Raw genomic sequence first — 17,690 nt, 5'->3', positions numbered from 1 at the left:
ACAGATATGGATACGCTCAAGCCCGCAATTCAATGGGGCAAAAGAAACATCTTTTGGATCGGTTGCTTTTTGCTCGCACTCACAATGATTGGAAGCTGGGTCTTCTCTTCCATTCAATTGTCGTCTGCTCAAAAAGAACGCGAACGGGAAATTGAAAAGCAGCTTAACGCGATCAAAGCGGTTTCAGGCACGACAGCGGAACCGGAACTCGATGTCAAAGCGCATCCGAACGAGGCCACCAAGGCCGGCATGGATGCTGAAATCAACAAGACGATTGACTCGATCGTTCGCGTCTGGCGGAAACGCTACCAGGAACAGAAGTCCATCTTCACGTGGCCGGAAGACATTCTCGGCAAAGAGACTTGTAACTTCTTTTCCCGAATTGATGTGCCCGAGAAAGTTTCGGATCCGGGTCAGGGATTCGAGAAGTACCGAAAGCAGTACTACGACAACATCCCGAAATTCATGAACAAAATCTGTTTGGACGTCGGTGTCGACTGGCAGTACAACGAAGAGCTCAACAGAAAGAAAGCTCAGGAACGCGAAGACGCGATGAAAGGCGACCGTGACGGCGGTCCCGGTATGGGCGGAATGGGCATGGGCGGTATGGGTGCCGGCGGTATGGGCGCTGGCGGTATGGGATCAGGAATGGGCATGGGCGGTGGCATGGGTCGCGACAGTGACACCAGTGCTCTCGATGAACTGAACCGCTATCCGGTAATTTGGGACAAACTCAATCAGGCACTTTGGCAACGCAAGCTCAAGGAATTCACAGGGTACGATGACCACTCGGGCACGATCCTTTATCCGACTTACATGCAAGCCAACATGTTGCAGCAGGATCTGTGGTTGCTCGAAGCGATGTTCAACAACATTAAGGAAATCAATGCGGGCTCGGCGTCCAATGATACTTCAGTAATCCGCACGATCGATCATGTCGTATTCGGACGCGAAGCAATCGTCCAGCTCGGTAATCTTTCGGCGATTGACAGTCGCCTTGGAGCCGATCCGGCTTCGCTGGTGCCTGACCCTGAAGCAGGGATGCCTGGCGGCATGCGAGGTGGCCCTCCAGGGATGCAGGGAATGACCATGGGAGGCCCTCCCGGAGCTGGTGGCGAGGGAGAAGCGTTGCACGAGCCGATCGCATATCACGAACGATATGTTGATCCGAACTACGAAGCCATCGCGGCGTCGCAAGTCAAAGCCGTCCTCGGCGGAGAACTTCTGCCTGAAACCAATCTGGAACTGATTGTTGCGAAACGCGTTCCGTTTCGCCTTGCTGTCGAGATGGATGAACGAAAGATCAATGAGTTCGTTGCCATCTGTGCGAATTCAGAGTTCGTGTTTGAGGTCAATCAGATTCGTGTCAACCGCCACGTACCGGGCGAACAGATTGAGTTCAACGGTGGTGCTCCCCAGAACTCCGAAGGAGCTGGAATGGGCGGCATGGGAATGGGCGGCATGGGCATGAGCGGCATGGGCGCTGGCGGCATGGGCATGGGTATGGATGACGACGGCGGCATGGGAATGGGCGATTCGGACGCGACCGAGGAACTGGAATCAACTCCGGTCGAAAGCCGAACTGACTTTATGGTGTTCGTCGAATTTTATGGCGTCGTAAAGATCTACAATCCTGTTCGCGAAAACTTTCTTCGTAAGGCTGCGGGCCAGGAAGTGGTTGATGAAACTGCTGACCCATCGATGGTTGAACCTGTCGTGGCTCCAGCGGCCAACGAACAGCCAGCAGCAGCGGATGCACCCGCTGGTGAACAACCAGCCGCATCAGATGCAGCTCCGGCAGCCGTAACTCCACCAGGCGAATCGGCTGCTCCGGGCGCTGCGACGGTACAACCTGACGCCGTACCCGTTGACGGTGGTCAGCCTGCTGGAGCACAGCCTGCCGGCGGCGCACTGCCTGTCGGTGGTGCAGCACAACCTGGCGGAGCCCAGCCTTCCGAACAACCGGCCGGAGCCGCTCCAGTAGACGGTCCGCCAGCAGGCAATGGATAACCATTTCGCTGTCTTTCGTCTCTTCAACTCCAATATTGAATCAACTATTCCAACCCGGTAACGACCATGAAAATGCCATCTCTCGATGGAGCATCCATCAAGAAGTTTTTTCTTTACCACTGCGAAAAGCTCATCCTCGGGCTCAGCATTTTACTGCTCGGCTTGTTCTTCTGGTTCGGCTATTCGACTCCAACCTTCGAGAAGGTCACGCCTTCAAAGATGGTGGACCAGGTCAAGAACGCTCACCGCTATGTGGTTGACCCCAAAGCCTGGGATGAGATCGCAGACGTTCGGCAGGGCGACGATGAAGTTATCGATCGCATCCTTCAAGTTCCTGATGTGCAGTCGGCCAGCTTCGTGGTTGGCCCGGCGAGCTACCCTGTGAAACGGGACGCCCTGCGACGCGACGCGGAATTGGAAAGCCCAATCGATCTTCGTGGCGTGGCTTTCATCGGGCAAATCATGATCGAACAAGAGAATCGACGAGCCGTTGATCCTTTGCGGGAATACACCTTGGTTCAACCGGAATTGCCGGAGCCAGATGAAGATGAAGGCCCCGGTGGCATGGGGATGCCAGGCATGGGCATGGGAATGCCGGGGGGAATGCCCGGGATGCCAGGAATGCCCGGCATGGGAAATGACGAGGAAGAAAGAAGAAATCGCAAGAAGGACAAAGAGCCCGAAGTTGACGCCGGGACGTATGTCTCGCAACTAGCCCGTTACGAGGCGCAAGGTATCCGCGATACTTTCTCACCAGCAACGGTGATGTCGTACAACATGCAGGGCGTGGCCGTCACTGGCTTGATCAATCACAAAAAGATGTGGAAGAACTTTAAAGCAGTTTATGCAAACAGCTTTGGTTATCACCCTGACCGCGACACGCCGCGTTACGATTTCGTTCAGGTGGAACGGCGTGTGGTCAAGGACGATGGTACGACTGGCGAATGGTCTGACATTTCAAACTTGCTCGCTTCGCAACCTGACTTCTTTCCAAAATCACTGAAAACGGCGCCCGAAATCGTTTCTGCGGAAGAGTACGACGGGATCATTACGATGCCGATTCCACCGATTGCTGCTGTTGACTATACGAAGTTCTCGAATCATCCAAGTGCTGCGTTTCGTGAGTTCAAAATTCCTGAAGTCGAAGAAGAACCAGAGACGGCTGACCGGGACAAGCCTTCGATTGAGCAGGACGACGATGATCCGAATCCAGGCGGACGTCGCCGAAGCGCCATTGGCGGTGGTTCTCAAGGCGGCATGGGAATGATGGGTGGCATGGGCATGGGAATGCCTGGTGGCCGCGACGGTGAAGGAATGATGGGCGGCATGGGAATGGGAATGCCCGGCATGGGTATGCCTGGCATGGGAATGGGCAACCGTGCTCCCGGTCGATCAGCACTCGATTACAGCGACTACACTGCAATCGACATCCGCAAAGAGCCGACGAAACCGAACAAGGTGCTTCGTTTCTTTGACATCCATGGCGTGAAATCCAGCGTCACCTATGAGTACCGCGTTCGCGTCTGGATTCGTGACCCCAACAATGAAGACCCTACACTCAAAAGCGAGATCACCGGCGGTGGTGGTGCTGGAGGTATGGGTATGGGCGGCATGGGAATGGGTGGCATGGGAATGGGTGGCATGGGTGCTGACGGCGGCCGTGGCGCAGGTACAGGCGGAGATGACGACGAGTCCGATGAGGATCGTGAAAACGATATTCGCTTTGCCAGCAAACAGGCGATCGCCAACAGCATGATCCACCCTTCTGCTCGCGATCGACTTAGCCGAGCCCGTGAAGTAAAAGACGAAGACGGAAACGTCACTTACTTTGTCAGCGAGCCTGTCAAAGATGAGAATGGCGAAGTCGTTGATTGGGTGGAAGTTAAAGTTCCCAAAAATCATGAGTACCTTCGATACGCTCGGCCAACAAAATGGTCCGAGACTCTAAAGGTCACTGTCGATGCCAATCCTTCGTTCGTCTATGCAGGCGAACCCGTTGAAGTTCGACGGGTCGATGTCGGCCGGGGGACAGTTCCTGACGGTGAACCTTCAATCAAGATCGCGACTGGAAAGTTTGTTCAGGGTGGAAAACTCTCTGGCGTCAAAGTTCCGTTTAAAGCCGAAGTCAAAGCCGGCACGTTGCTGAACTTCGATCAGGCTGCACACGTGCTTCACCCGGTGACGTGGCAAATCCACAGAGTTTCAGGAGTCAAAGTCGACACTGGAGCCGTTGTGATTGATGTCGCTGAAGGTGAAAAGTTGGAAACTGAGCGAAGCACTCCGATCCCTTACTTTTATCCCGGCGAAGTCCTGGTCATGGATTCTGATGGAAACATCAAACTTCGCAACGACCTCGAAGATCGCGGCAACTACATTGCTGCCATTCTCGAACGGGATGAAGAGGCGTCCTACGGTCGCAAACGGAGAAAGCGATCCAAATCAAACGCTGACGATCCGTTCGGCATGGGCGGCATGGGTGGTCCCGGCGGCATGGGCGGCCCAGGCATGGGTGGCCTCGGTGGAGGCGACGAAGACGGCCGCGGTGGACGTGGCGGAAGAGGCCGTGGCGGACGCTAACGTCAACGCTTTTTGCTTCAATCCAGATATACGGCCGACGATTTTGTCGGCCGTTTTTTTTTGGGGGCTCCACCCGTTCAAGATGTGCCGCTACTTCGCGGTCGTTGTTAACGTTGATGTGCTCTCGACGCTGCCATCGCCCCCGACAATGACGGACTGTTCAATAGAGTTCGCAGTTTTGACGACAGCCTTGTAACGAATCGTCTCAACGCTGCGTCCATCCAGATTCGCCAGCTTCCATGAAACCTTTCGTGTTTCCGCATCGTACCACGCGGCTCGGTCAAGAATCGTGACTTTCATTGTGTCAGGAATCGACAACTGAACGATCAGATCCTTTGCCGACTCGGCGGCCAGGTTCTGGACAGTGATCGAAAAATCAACTTCCTTCCCAGCGACGACTTCAGCCGGCCCCTGTAAGTAGGATTTGATGACCGAGTCTTTGGCAAGTGCATCAGTCTGACTGGATCTGGCGGCTTCAACGCTTTCATCACCAGTTCCCTGAATGGTGTTGGCTGCCTGCGCGGCGTAGGCGACAGTTGTTGCTTCGTTGCCACGCTCAACCACTCGCCGTGTCTCCGCAGAAACCGTCATCGCAGGCACCTTTGGTTTGAGCATCGCATTGGTTGAGGGCTGCAGCATTCCTTCTGGTGTTTTCGAAACCTGATCCGCAATCGGCACACGCGGCGGGCGAGCTTCCGCCACGATTGACTGGTCAATAAGCGCCGACCCAACCCAGTTTTCAGACAACACTGTTGATTCGAATTGTGCGAATTCGTTCCGAGGATAATTGATCGTCACTTCGACCATCTGACTTTCGCCAGGCGAGAGCTTTTCAACGGTGAGCATAATACTCAGACCATCAACCGAATCCGGTTTGGGTGTCACCTGCTGAACGACGCTGCCAACGGGAGCTCTCAGTAGAATTTTCGCGTCCCGAAGCGGCCGAGGACTTGCGTTGTGAACCTTGAACTCATGTTGGTCAAACACTCCACGCTTGAACGCGTGAGGCGTCACCACGACTGAGTCTCCGACAGGGTTGGTCGTTGAACTGGACGCTGGCGATTCAACCGGTTTTGCAGGCGATTGTGCCATCGGCTGAAGCTGAACCATCGGTTGTGGTCGAGCCGCCGGCTGAGATCGAGTCATCGGCTGCAACAGCCCCAGCGTAGTCTTTTTGGGCTCGCTGGAGATCGGCTGGAGCAACGCGTAGTTCGTCACCGAACCGGTTTGCGATGCGACGATGGCGGCAGCCTGATCAGCCGAAGGATTGGAGTTTGCTTCCTGAGCCTGACTGTTTTCGATCAGGAGGAGCATGGCGATAGCAATCGCAATTCTTGAGCACTTCATATTGAATCAACCAGGGCGAATCAACCGGTAATGGGCGTTTTCCATTTCCATCGGAACGCCCGCACGGCTTACGCTAACCCAAAAATCGCTACAGTCCGAAAAGTCTGCCACACGGCACTGCCTGACCCGAATAACCGGTAAAGCTTCACATGCTTGCGCAGCTTAACACCGAATTTCCCGGGATGAGTGCTGTTCGCAGAGTCGTCGCGAACGCTTGCCGTCGATGCACGGTGGCGGCGACGTTCTATTCGAGCCCGACTAACTATCCAGTCGCCGCCAAGGGCATTGATCTGCACCGGTCGACATAATGACGGGCGGCGTGCGCAACTTTTGAAGCCTACGCCATCAAGTCCCGGAAAAGCGTGCGTCTGCATTGGCCGAGGGCGGGAGCGATGCTAGCCACTAACCTCTGGCGATTGGCCATCGTTTTGATCGCACGATCTCACCCCAGTGCCCCAAAGTATTACGCGATGCCAGGCACTGTTTGGTAAACATAAGCGGCGAGGGGCTAGTCGCCGTAAAAAAGCGCAACGGACCGGCGGCTAGTGAATTGTAAGTCGCTTGCCGCTCATGTTTGGCCGCGTTGACGACATGAAAATCAATTCGTAAAACCGTGCCTAGGCCGCAGCAGATTCCTGAACCTGCTTTTTCTTGCGAGTCATGCGAACCGGTTTTTCCTTCCACCGACGGTGCACCCACCAAAACTGCTCTGGCTGATCAAGGATCGCTTCGCCCATCTGATCGTTGTACCACTGAGTCAACGATTTCACGTCCCGCAGGCTGTCTTCCAACTTCAGCGGATCCGCCACTCCGGTACATCCGATCTCGAAATGCAACGGCTTGTCAGTGTGTTTGCAATAGCTAACCATCATCGGAGCATTCCCGGACAGCGTAAACAACGCGATCGCTTTGTGGCATGCGGCGGGTCGGCCTAAAAAGTCGATCCAACAGCCTTTCGTGCCTGCGTGCTGATCACCAAGGATCGTCAGAATGCCGCCGGACTCAAGAACTTTCTGGACCGCCGGAGCACTTCCGTCTTTCGGCAAAATGAACTGGCCATTGCGTTCGCGGAAGTTGTTCAGGAAGCGATCAAGAAACTCGTTGTCCAATTTTCTGGCCACGGTGTAGCTTGGCATTCCCAACAACCCGGTGACATACCCAGCCATCTCAAAGTTACCAAAATGGCCCGACACAGCAATCAACGGTCGATAGTCGATCAGGTACTCGGTCATGCGAACTTTATCACGGATGAAAACGTGCTTTCGCCAATTCGTGTCGTGGATCTTCCGCGGCGCGTGTGCGATCTCGCACCCCATCAGGAACAGGTGGTACCACATCTCGCCAGTCAGAAACTCGATGCGTTCGTCAGTCGCGTCTGGATAGACTCCCAGGATATTTTCGCGGATGACTTTGCGGCGGAAGCCAATTTTGTCTGCGACCAGCCAGGCAAGAAAGCGGCACATTTTCGCGCACATTTCGATCGGCATAATTTGCACGATGCTGATCACGAATTGAACCAGTAAGTATTGAGCCAAATTTTTCACGGCGTTCCTTCGCGTAGTTTGCTGCTGTGAGTCATGGAAAGATAACTCATTTGCAGAATCTGGGGTACGCCGATATCGTGCTGCGTTGCTTGGCCCAATAAGCTATGCTGCTTCGCTTTCCTCAACGCTGGTTTCCCTGAACCCTCCACTGAATTCGTGAATCTGCTTCTCTGGATAATTGCTTTCATTGGCCATCTTGGATCATGGTGCGTCGTCTACAACCGGACGCATGCAACCAGTTGGCCGCGAAAAACTCGCAAGCGTTGCGAGAAACTGATTATCGTGGCGGTGCTACTGCCGATGTTCTGGTTCGCGGCACGAGCCATCTCCCGGCGGACGATTTCGATTTGGGACCTTGCGTCGGAAGGCAAAGCCGAGTGGCTGTACCTGTACCTGTCGGTTGGTTTGGGCGTGTTTTTCATCGGCCGATGGATCCGGCGAAAGCTTCAGTCGCCACCAGATTCGCTTCTTTCGGCGCAGCAGTCAATCATTGACGCTCAACGGGAACTCGGCAGAAACATTTACCTGACCTCGCTGGCCAAATTGCTGAAGCGGATCCCGTTCAATCAGTCGCATTTGATTGCGATTGATTCGTTCGAAGTTGGCCTCGACAGGTTGCCGCATGAACTTGATGGGCTAAAGATTTGCCACCTGTCTGATTTTCACCTGACGGGTCAAATCGACCTCGCTTACTTTGAGCGAGTTGTTGAAGAAACGAATCGTTTCGAGCCGGACTTGATTCTGGTGACGGGTGATCTGATTGACGAGCTTGATTGCCTGGACTGGATCGATTCCGTTTTCGGACAACTCAAATCAAAACATGGCACGTTTTTCATTCGCGGCAATCACGACTTGCGGATCGCCGATCAGGAAATGCTGTTGCAACGGTTACGCAATGCAGGACCAAACGGCATGGTGTGGGTTGGCGGAAAGTGCGAGTCGGTTTCAATCAATGGAGCGACGGTTTCGCTGACGGGAAACGAACTTCCATGGCATTCCGGAGCGGAATCACTCGGTCGCGATTCGCTACCGGACAACGCGTTGCATCTATTGCTTTCGCACTCCCCGGATCAGATTGATTGGGCGAAGCCGTTTGAGTTTGATCTGATTTTCGCCGGGCACAATCACGGCGGTCAAATTGCGATCCCGTTTGTCGGCCCGATAGTTGCGCCGTCGAAGTTCGGAGTGCTATACGCTTCAGGCAACTTCCAAATCGAAAAATCGTTCATGCATGTCAGCCGCGGACTCTCGGGCGACGAGTGTATCCGAATCAATTGCCCGCCAGAAGTTGGTTGCTTTACGTTGCGAAAGACTTAGCCACGCTGGGCTCAATTTTTCAACTCGCCCGTCCCTTGGGCACGATCATCACTGTTGGACTTCAAATTCGACAAGCACAGCACGATGGTCTGAAGGCCAATTTCCTTCGTAGGCAAGATCCGACCACTCGCTGTCTTCGCCGATCACAGTGGCGACGATTGGCGATAGAGTCTGCGGAGAAAAATAGATACGATCGATTCGGGTGTGTGCCTGGTCCTCAATTGGTCGACGGCCTTGTGTCCCGGGAGCATATTCAGGCGTGAAAGTCACTCCGGGTTTTTCAACTTCATTGGGGTGCCGACTCCGATAAGCATCATCGAGCCCGGCTTTGGCGACCAACTGCGATCCAGTCCACGCAACTGGAAAGTTCAGTTTCGTCGTGCCTGGATTCTTACGCCAGCGATCAAATCCGCCTTTGGAAAACCTCACCGTCCAATCCAAATGGCTGGGCTCGTTGAAGTCTCCCGCAAGTATGACCGGCGAACCTTCGGGAGCATTGTTGATCGCCTCCAGTGTTGCGTTGTAGCCTCGATAGCCTTCGAACTTTTCCGACTTCTTCCGAATTTTCTCTGCCAACGCCTTCAAGTCCTTCGGCGGTCCCAACTTCAATTCGTCCTGCAGCAAACTTGGTCCAAACGGCGACGGGTACCAGTGACAGTTGACGACACTCAGCAATTTTTCCTTTGCGTACTCAACCTGGCAAACCGTCATGCCGCAAGCCTTGTCCGTTTTGCTTCCCGGAAGAATTGGGAATGTTGAATACACATGATCGTAGCGATTCCAGTCCGGGTTGCTTTCTCTTAGTGCTTCCAGCAACGCATCCGAACCGCAGTCTTCCTGAATGCAGACAATCTCCGCTTGGCTTTGAAGAATAACGTCTGCGATCTCGTCGATTCGGGACCCGCCAAAGTCTTCATTTGAAAAGCCAACCGATTTGGCTTCACCTCCGCCGTAGAGAATATTGAATGTCAAAACCTTAAGCACCTGCGGACGCTCAACATCGGTTTCCTGAGCTGAACAGGTTCCAGCCACAGGAGAACAGCAGCCCGGACGCAGACCAACGAGATCAGCCCAATTCGACAATGAACAGGCTAACGTCAGCATCACCAACAGATTGCGAAATCGGTTTTGTTCCATCCACCTGCTCACTTACTTTTGACGAACGTAGATTCGCAGTTTCTTCGCCGAGTACTTCGAACCGCTCGACGAAAAAGTCCAGTCGCTATGATCGCCCGTGCCGTTTCCGATTCCGATATCGGCGCTGTTCCCCTGGCTCCAATGGTTGATCGCGAACAGAGTCTGTTTCGCTTTGAAGTTATGCACTTGCATGCTGCCGTACCCGGCTTCTGGATCTGCGAAAGTATCGCCGAAGTCAAATTTCTGCCCGGAAGCACCAGGCACTCCCGATCCGTTTCCTGGCCCATAGTTGTTTGGCCAGAACTCGATATTTCCCTCACCAATCTTTCCCGTTTTGATCGTCTTCGAATTGGCGAACACCTCCAGGCCACTGACCTTTTGTTGGAAGACTGCTTTTGACTCAACGGTCGGAACACCAATCGCTTTCACGTTGTCGGTGAAGGCGTCCATCGTGACGAAAAGTTTCTGGTCGCCATACTCGCTCGAATTCAACTCCAGCAAATATCCGATCCGATCGAAAGCACCGATGCTCGCACTATTGTTGCGATCGTATTTGATTTGGTCGCCAAGTTTCGCCAGATTCAGTTCGTAGACCAGGTCATACTCGCCTACTGGAATCACATCCAAAAACCCGGGCACTTTGCCGCCGCGACAGGCTCCTACGGGCAGTCCTGTGCCACCGGTGAGATTGGGCTCGGCAAGCTTGTCCCATGCGAATCGGAACGCTGTCGGATCGGAAACTTTCTCGGACTTGAGCACGATCACTGCGTCGCCTTCAAAGGATGCAGTCGCTGGTTGAAAGCCGTTGGAACCCTTGCCAACGATCTCGAAATGAGTCGGAGCATTACCGTCACGCGTCTTCAGCCCGCCTCCGACATTCTTGAAGCGAACTTTCAAGTTGCCGTTTTCTACCGAGTGGCTTTCGACCTCGGGGCTGAGTGCGACGACCTCCGCTTTCCCATAGTCAAACTTGAGGGCAAGGTTCGCAAGCCGCAGACCGACGTCCTGCTTGTTGGGAGGATGAATGTCGTTAAGCGTTGCGATATCGTTGATCACGACCATTTCGACTTTCGGCAACGTCGTGGTTTCCGCTTGGGCTTCCCAGAACCTGGCCAGAATCGAAGGATCTTCATTGCCGTATTGATACGGAGCGATTTGCACGAAGTAGAACGGAAAATCTCCCTGTCCCCAAAGCTCTCGCCAGCCGTTGATCAACGCTTTCTTTTTTTCGAAGTACAGCATGCCTTCGTTGTGATTTGATTCTCCCTGATACCAGATTGCACCACGAATCGGGAAACCGACCATGCCATGGATCATGCCGTTGTAGAGCATCGTAGGGTCCTGATGCGAAGTGTATGGCTTGAGCGAACCCGGATATTCAGGCGGACTCCCGATCGACAGTCCACGTTCAAGAGAATCTTTCGCCTCTGCCAGCCATTTCTCCGAATCGGCGATGAAGCTGGAGAGTTTGCTTTTGAAAGTCGCGCTGCCTGGAGTGCGGCCGATGACAGATTCGTGAATCGATTTGAGTGCTTCAACCTTCTCGAATCCAACAGGCGGCGTCCATGGTTCGACTCGCGTGCCTCCCCATGATGAATTGATCAAACCGACCGGTACGTCGAGTTCTTTGGCAAGCTTCCTGGCCATGAAGTAACCGCAAGCCGTAAAATTGCCGGCTGTTTTGGGAGAGCAAACTTGCCACGTCGCGTTTAAATCTTCAACGGGAGTCGACGATGGTTCGCGAGGGATTTTGATGTGTCGAATCAGTGGATAGTCCGCGGCAGCGATCTCCTGTTCTGCGTTGACTGAACGAGCGACCGTCCATTCCATGTTGGACTGGCCAGAACAAAGCCAAACCTCTCCGATCAACAAATCGGTGAGCTTGATCTCGTTGTGTCCGCCTTTGACGACAAGGCTGACCGGAGTTTTGCTGGCTTCCATCGGAGCCAATTCGACTTGCCATTTCCCGTCGTCGTTAGTGGTCGCGACGGCGCTGTTTTCGCCGATCGAAACGGTGACCTCGTCGCCTGCGTCCGACCATCCCCAGATCTTAATTTTTGATTGCTGCTGCAGCACCATGTGGTCGCTAAAAAAACCGGGCAACCGCACGTCGGCGTGTGCGACGCTGCTGATCAACATGGTTGTGAGAACGGCGAACGTAAAGCAAACACTGGAGGTCTTCATTGGCATATCCCTGGTGAAATGGTCGACCTGATGATAGCTGCTGTTCGGCACAGGCTCAATGATTCGCAGTCGGCGCATCGGGAACCTCTTTGCATGAAATGCCTGACTAGAATTCCCAAACCTTTTGGGACCGGTCTCATTCGCCCAATTTGAGAATCACCGGGCAATGATCGGAATGTAACGCTTCATGGTCATGGGAAACTGATTTGATCCGATGAACCAAAGCATCGCTCACGCACTGATAGTCCAAACGCCAACCCTTGTTTGACTGCCGTGCAAACTGAGTTGTCCGCCACCACGTGTAACTGACAGCTTCGGGATGTTTTAGCCGAAACGAATCGACAAATCCGCAATCCAACCAACCATCGAACCAGTCGCGCTCTTCCGGCATGAAGCCTGATTTTCCGTTGTTGCGATCGGCGTTGAAGATGTCGATCTTTTGATGAGCGATGTTGTAGTCACCAACGACGATGATGTTGGGGCGCTCTTCCAGCAACCTTTCGATGCAATGTTGAAAGTCATCGAGGAACCGCATTTTGTAGGCCTGACGTTCCGCACCTGAACCGCCGTTCGGAAAGTAGCAATTGAAAATCGTAAGATCGTCGAAATCCGTTCTGATCACACGGCCTTCAACATCGTAGTCGTCCAGGCCCAGACCTTTATAGACTTTCGTCGGTTCAACTTTGGAGAAAGTCGCCACGCCGCTGTAGCCCTTGCGTCGCGCCGGATGCCAATGGTGCCTGTAGCCGATCCCGTCGAGCAGCAGCAACGGCAGCGATCCCGGATGCGTCTTCGTTTCCTGAACGCATACGATGTCGAAGTCGTTTTCCACGATCCAGTCGAGGACTCCGTCCTTGATCGCAGAGTGCATTCCGTTGACGTTGTAGGTGGCGATTTTCATGTCCGGCATTGTACCGTGGTCAGGAATTCCACGGCAGCAATGACGCGATTGAACAGAGGCCAGAACTCGCCACTACGACAGATTATGCTTCGCCGAGAAACAACGGCTTGAGATGGCGATCGAAAAGGTTCTCGGTGACGTTGCGTGACACGACCTCTTCGTATTTCTTCAGCATATTGAGATATTCGTCGCCCTTGAGCGCGGCGATTTTGTATCCAACGTGCAACAGCTGACGAACGGAAGAATTGAAATTCGGATCGTCAGGGATATGGCGTACCGTGGAAACGAACTTCGCCGAATCCCAGCCGTTGACTTCTGCGGGCAAAGGCAATTTCGACTCATCGATATCGATCACCGTCGCGTAGGGCTCGCAGAGAGCAGCACGTTTTTCGTAAGCCTGAGCGTAAACATCTTTCGCCAGCTCCAGCCCGTCACCGCCGGCTTCGGCGAGCCCGATGATCTCTTCAAGCCATGTCGTTCCGGCTGTTTTAATGTGCAGCCCAGCACCGGTCTTTTCCAGGCAACGGCGAATCGGCTGGTAGATCGAAAACTTGTCGCTACCCGAATGCACGCTGAGCTTCAGATTCTCTGGCAAGCCAAATTCTTTGACTGCGAATGCGATCACGGCAAGGTCGTCGGAAAACTCACGCTCAAACTGCTCAACATCACCGACGTAGTCCACGCCTTTATTGAAGCGACCCGTGAACTTCGGCGCAACGGTTTGCAATGGAATGTTATGCTGAGCCAGAGCCGCGAGGATGATCAACAGTTCGACAGGCGTTTGCGGCGAATCCGTTTCGTCCATCGAGACTTCCGTGATGAAGTCTTCGTCGCCTTTTTTCGATTTGATGTACTGATAAATTTCCGCTGTTGAAAGCACGGCTTTGAGAAATTGCTTGGCCGCGGCTTCCATCGATTCGCGCGTGATCACGACGGCGTCCGGAATGCCTTCAATCTCATGGGTTCCGATCAGTTTCTCATTGGCGGAAATGAAGGCTTCAATTTCTTCTTCGCTGCAGGGCGAACCGATCGCGTCGGCAACGTCCAGCGTAAAGAAATCGCTGCAGGGCAGAAAACGATCGACAGTGGAGAGATTAATATGATCCGCGTCGACATAGTGAAACCCAGAATATCCCAATTTCTCGCAAGCGGCATCCGCAGCATCGCGAATGCTCTGCGGCTCGGTGCCAATGGTCAGATGCTCGCGATTGGACTTATTCCAAACAGGCACGACATCGAAACCGTGCTCATTGATCTTCATCACAGCAGCCAGTTGGGCCGCAGCCTGAAGCGTGAAGCGGTCACCAACTCCAAAGGAGAACTTTTCAATCAAACGCATGGGACTCTTTCCGGTCAATGTCGACAGAAGCTTTTTCGTGAAACGCTGCCCCGAAGCGTGAACGAGGACTTCCATGCACCTCATTCACGCTTCAGTCAGCGAGCCCAACATGATCGAATGATTGTCGGAAAAATCCAGCGGGCTTGCTTCGACTCAGCAGCAGAATCCGCAGATTGGCGGCGAATCGGACAGCAAGCTGACAATGCAAATCGCGAATGGCATTGTCAAAACGTATTGCCGGAGGACAATGGCCGCTTTCCCGATTCACACGAAACATTTTGAGGCGATCCGTTGAAAGCAATCTCTTTCGATGCAGAAAAAACAATCAGCGTGATCGAATGCGATGCTCCAGGCTCTCCGGGCGAAGGAGAAGTTCAGGTTGCGATCCATCGGGTCGGCATTTGTGGAACTGATACGTCGGCCTGGTTGGGCAAATTTCCGTTTTTCCAGTTCCCGCGAATCCCCGGCCATGAACTTGGCGGCGAAGTCGTCGAACTTGGTGCCGGAGTCAGCAACGTAGCTGTCGGAGACCGCGTCAGCATCGAACCGTACATGAACAATCCGGACAGCTACTCCAGCCGCAAAGGGAAACCGAACTGCTGCAACGACATGCAAGTTATCGGCATCCATTCCAATGGCGGCATGTGCGAACGAATCAATGTCCCGGCTGAAAAATTGCACGTCAACAATGCGTTGGCTTACGATCAACTGGCACTGGTGGAGACACTGGCGATCGGTTGCCACGCGGTCAATCGAGCCAACCCGAAACCGGACGATACCGTTTTGATCATTGGCGCTGGACCAATTGGTTTGACATGCGTTGAATTCGTTCGCGTTCGTGGATGCAAGATCATCATGATGGACATCAACGAGGATCGGCTCAAGTTCTGTCGTGACAAGATGGGAATTGAACACACCGTTGCAGTTAAACCGGACGGAAGCCACGCTGCGGAACTGGAATCATTGACCGGAGGAGATTTCTGCGAAGTGGTCTTTGACGCGACAGGACATCCGGGAAGCATGGCATCGGCGGTGAACTTTGTTGCCTTTGGCGGCACGCTTGTGTTCGTCGGCGTATCCAATGGCGAAATCAACATTCACCATCCGACGATGCATCGCCGAGAGATGACTTTGATGAGTAGTCGCAACGCGATGCCGGAAGATTTCGCGGAGGTCATGCGTTTGATGGAGAGCGGCCAGATCGTGACGGATCCGTGGATCACGCACCGTTCGACGATGGAGAGCCTTTCTGGCGACTTCGCGTCGTTTCTTGATCCGGAAGCTCAAGTGCTGAAGGCGATGGTGCACATCACTGAGTAAAACGGCAGCCATCGTCGACGGGAAAATTCAACTGCCCTGCTGGTCGGCCACTGAAGAATCGATTTCCGCATCCGGATTGAGTTCTTCAAGCCGCTTCTTCAGTTCTTCGCGAACGACCGGCAACTCGTGCGGGGCCTCGATGCCCAGTCTCACGCCTCCACCGGTGATACGTACTACTGTGACGGAGATATCATCTCCGATCCAGATTCGTTCGCCGACCTTTCTACTGAGTACCAACATTTTTTTTCCTCGAATGACTTACGCCGAGAATGAAACTGAAAATGGAAACCTCCACACAGTCACGCGCCGGTGGTTGTCCGTCACTAAATAATTTTTTAAATGGCGAGGACCCATCCTTCGACGGAGTCAAGCACGATGGTAAGGCTTGTACAGGCAAATTCAAGCGTATCCCCGCTTGACAGGACTGTTTGGTCGCTCTTTGCCGCCGTCAACTTTCTGATCAGACGCCGCGAATGGCGGAAAAAGCCACAACAACGCAGATTCTGCGTCACTCTCTTACTCGGCTGAGGTTTGTTAGAATGTCAGTAGGGTTTTATAGCTCGTCGCCGCTTTTTTTTGCAAAATATAGTTTTGCGGCCCCTCAGCAAGATCAGGACAAACTTTATGGCTTCACGCCCAACTTTCTTCGCGTTCCTTTCCATCGTCGTCGTGTTGACTTGCCGGTGCGTACACGCGGAAGAGGGACAATGGTCAGACGACCCAACCAGTGCGATCAAAACAGCAGCGAAAGACAACAAAGATCTGTTGTTGCTGTACACCGGAAGCGATTGGTGTCCGCCGTGCAAGAAACTGGAACAGGAAGTTTTCTCTGACGAAGATTTCTACGCCGAAGCCGAAGGCGATTTCGTATTCGTCAAGTTCGACTTTCTGAAGAACTCGCCGTTGCGAGACGAAGTCAAAAAGAAGAACGAGGAGTGGGCGAGAAAGTTTGGCGTCGACTCGTTCCCAACAATCGTTCTGGTCGACCCTGAACTCAAGCCATACGCCTTCGCCGGCTATGAAGAGGGCGGAACAGAAAACTTTCTGGGCATGTTGGAAGAAAGCCGACAGGTCCGGATCACTCGCGACGAGAAAATGAAAGCTGCGGCCGAAGCCACCGGTGACGATCGAGCAAGATTGCTTGACGAAGCGCTTTCCGGAATGCCGCGTGAAATCAGCGACGTGTATTATTCAGATATCATCGAAGAGATCGTGAAGCTGGACGAGGACGATGAGCTCGGATTGCGTACGAAATGGAACGAGGCCAAAGACGCGGAGCTTCGCAAGTCAATTTTGACTGATGTGATGATGGTCGCGCGGCTCGATTCGCCGAAACGAGCCATCGCGATGATCGACGAGATTCTCGGAGAGGTCAAATTCACGACGAAGCAACGCTTGGAGATCATGCAGATCAAGCTGAACCTGGTTCGCAAGATGGGCAACCCGGCGCTCGTTGACGATTTGCTCGACGAAATGATTGCGCTGGAAGGATTGGGAGAGTCAACGGTCGAAAGGCTGATCGTCAAGAAGGTTTACTTGATGGTTGGGTCCAAACGTCGCGACAAAGCGATGAAGTATTTGGAACAGTCGATAAAAGACAGCCAGGCCAAGGGGAATAGTGGAGTCTATTTGCTGGCTTGCAAAGGCGAACTACTGGATTCGGTTCAAAGTTTTGACGAAGCCGTCGAGACTTTCGATCTGGCGATCGAGGCAGCCAAGAACACACCCGACGTTCTCGCGGAAGTCGTCAGCGGCAAAGCGGATTCGCTCTACGCGGCCGGAAAAGAAGCCAAAGCACTTCAGGTGCTGGATACTTTCGCCGATGACATCGACGTGCCGGCGGATTTGCGTGCCGAAGCTTTACTTCACAAATCAATGCTGATGCGCGAGTCTGGCAAACAGCGAACGGCTCGTTTGGTCGAAAATCGGGCGATTGAAATCATCGAATCGACGAAAGAGCGTACCGAGATTCAAAGCGTCGTTGAGAGACTTCGCAAGAAGTATGAAAAGTGAT

12 protein-coding genes are annotated in these 17,690 nt (G+C 53.4%); 5 read left to right on the top strand and 7 right to left on the bottom strand.

Annotated features, from left to right (window positions below; all coding sequences use genetic code 11):
* The first annotated feature begins 6 nt into the window (after nt 1–6).
* Nucleotides 7–2,010 carry a hypothetical protein gene (locus MFFC18_RS05550; RefSeq protein ID WP_075081691.1) on the top strand — a complete coding sequence of 668 codons (2,004 nt, stop codon included), beginning with the start codon at nt 7–9 and terminating at the stop codon, nt 2,008–2,010.
* A 66-nt stretch (nt 2,011–2,076) separates the two neighbouring features.
* Entirely contained in the window at nt 2,077–4,587 is a 2,511-nt protein-coding gene (locus MFFC18_RS05545; protein ID WP_075081692.1) for a hypothetical protein, read from the top strand.
* Between the two features lie 90 nt (nt 4,588–4,677).
* On the opposite strand, the gene MFFC18_RS05540 is transcribed toward MFFC18_RS05545, so the two are convergent.
* Nucleotides 4,678–5,901 carry a DUF11 domain-containing protein gene (locus tag MFFC18_RS05540; RefSeq protein ID WP_075081693.1) on the bottom strand — a complete coding sequence of 408 codons (1,224 nt, stop codon included), beginning with the start codon at nt 5,899–5,901 and terminating at the stop codon, nt 4,678–4,680.
* A 650-nt stretch (nt 5,902–6,551) separates the two neighbouring features.
* A complete protein-coding gene (locus MFFC18_RS05535) occupies nt 6,552–7,478 on the bottom strand; it encodes a lysophospholipid acyltransferase family protein (protein ID WP_075081694.1) in 927 nt (308 codons plus the stop codon).
* Between the two features lie 156 nt (nt 7,479–7,634).
* Between MFFC18_RS05535 and MFFC18_RS05530 the strand changes: the two genes are divergently transcribed.
* Nucleotides 7,635–8,795, top strand: a complete 1,161-nt coding sequence (locus MFFC18_RS05530) for a metallophosphoesterase (RefSeq protein WP_075081695.1) — start codon at nt 7,635–7,637, stop codon at nt 8,793–8,795.
* A 48-nt stretch (nt 8,796–8,843) separates the two neighbouring features.
* Here MFFC18_RS05530 and MFFC18_RS05525 read toward each other — a convergent pair whose 3' ends face one another.
* From MFFC18_RS05525 to MFFC18_RS05510, 4 genes are all read right to left on the bottom strand, one after another.
* On the bottom strand, nt 8,844–9,932 hold the full coding sequence (locus MFFC18_RS05525) for an endonuclease/exonuclease/phosphatase family protein (RefSeq protein WP_075081696.1): 1,089 nt from the start codon (nt 9,930–9,932) through the stop codon (nt 8,844–8,846).
* A 12-nt stretch (nt 9,933–9,944) separates the two neighbouring features.
* A complete protein-coding gene (locus tag MFFC18_RS05520) occupies nt 9,945–12,116 on the bottom strand; it encodes a sialate O-acetylesterase (protein ID WP_075081963.1) in 2,172 nt (723 codons plus the stop codon).
* A 136-nt stretch (nt 12,117–12,252) separates the two neighbouring features.
* Nucleotides 12,253–13,017: an exodeoxyribonuclease III gene (locus MFFC18_RS05515; RefSeq protein WP_075081964.1), complete on the bottom strand. Its 765-nt coding sequence runs from the start codon at nt 13,015–13,017 to the stop codon at nt 12,253–12,255.
* An 82-nt stretch (nt 13,018–13,099) separates the two neighbouring features.
* Nucleotides 13,100–14,431 carry a tagaturonate epimerase family protein gene (locus MFFC18_RS05510; protein ID WP_087149581.1) on the bottom strand — a complete coding sequence of 444 codons (1,332 nt, stop codon included), beginning with the start codon at nt 14,429–14,431 and terminating at the stop codon, nt 13,100–13,102.
* 216 nt (nt 14,432–14,647) lie between these two features.
* Between MFFC18_RS05510 and MFFC18_RS05505 the strand changes: the two genes are divergently transcribed.
* The gene (locus tag MFFC18_RS05505; RefSeq protein ID WP_075081698.1) at nt 14,648–15,676 is read left to right on the top strand and encodes a zinc-binding alcohol dehydrogenase family protein; all 1,029 of its coding nucleotides are present in this window, start codon (nt 14,648–14,650) and stop codon (nt 15,674–15,676) included.
* 27 nt (nt 15,677–15,703) lie between these two features.
* On the opposite strand, the gene csrA is transcribed toward MFFC18_RS05505, so the two are convergent.
* Nucleotides 15,704–15,916, bottom strand: a complete 213-nt coding sequence (gene csrA / locus MFFC18_RS05500; protein ID WP_075081699.1) for a carbon storage regulator CsrA — start codon at nt 15,914–15,916, stop codon at nt 15,704–15,706.
* Nucleotides 15,917–16,300: 384 nt separating this feature from the next.
* On the opposite strand from csrA, the gene MFFC18_RS05495 reads away from it, so the two are divergent.
* Nucleotides 16,301–17,689 (top strand): thioredoxin family protein, encoded by a 1,389-nt coding sequence (locus MFFC18_RS05495; protein WP_075081700.1) that lies wholly within the window; start codon nt 16,301–16,303, stop codon nt 17,687–17,689.
* The last annotated feature ends 1 nt before the right edge of the window (nt 17,690 follow it).

The sequence above is a fragment of the Mariniblastus fucicola genome (genome assembly GCF_008087665.1).
GTDB lineage: Bacteria > Planctomycetota > Planctomycetia > Pirellulales > Pirellulaceae > Mariniblastus > Mariniblastus fucicola.
The sequence above is the reverse complement of the archived record's forward strand: the minus strand, read 5'-3'. Positions and strand labels throughout refer to the sequence as shown.

What these genes read in the sequence shown, in the direction of transcription:
- MFFC18_RS05520 (WP_075081963.1), bottom strand. Translation starts at nt 12,116, where the DNA reads ATGAAGACCTCCAGTGTTTGCTTTACGTTCGCCGTTCTCACAACCATG.
- MFFC18_RS05515 (WP_075081964.1), bottom strand. Translation starts at nt 13,017, where the DNA reads ATGAAAATCGCCACCTACAACGTCAACGGAATGCACTCTGCGATCAAG.
- MFFC18_RS05495 (WP_075081700.1), top strand. Translation starts at nt 16,301, where the DNA reads ATGGCTTCACGCCCAACTTTCTTCGCGTTCCTTTCCATCGTCGTCGTG.
- MFFC18_RS05525 (WP_075081696.1), bottom strand. Translation starts at nt 9,932, where the DNA reads ATGGAACAAAACCGATTTCGCAATCTGTTGGTGATGCTGACGTTAGCC.
- MFFC18_RS05550 (WP_075081691.1), top strand. Translation starts at nt 7, where the DNA reads ATGGATACGCTCAAGCCCGCAATTCAATGGGGCAAAAGAAACATCTTT.
- csrA (WP_075081699.1), bottom strand. Translation starts at nt 15,916, where the DNA reads ATGTTGGTACTCAGTAGAAAGGTCGGCGAACGAATCTGGATCGGAGAT.
- MFFC18_RS05545 (WP_075081692.1), top strand. Translation starts at nt 2,077, where the DNA reads ATGAAAATGCCATCTCTCGATGGAGCATCCATCAAGAAGTTTTTTCTT.
- MFFC18_RS05510 (WP_087149581.1), bottom strand. Translation starts at nt 14,431, where the DNA reads ATGGAAGTCCTCGTTCACGCTTCGGGGCAGCGTTTCACGAAAAAGCTT.
- MFFC18_RS05540 (WP_075081693.1), bottom strand. Translation starts at nt 5,901, where the DNA reads ATGCTCCTCCTGATCGAAAACAGTCAGGCTCAGGAAGCAAACTCCAAT.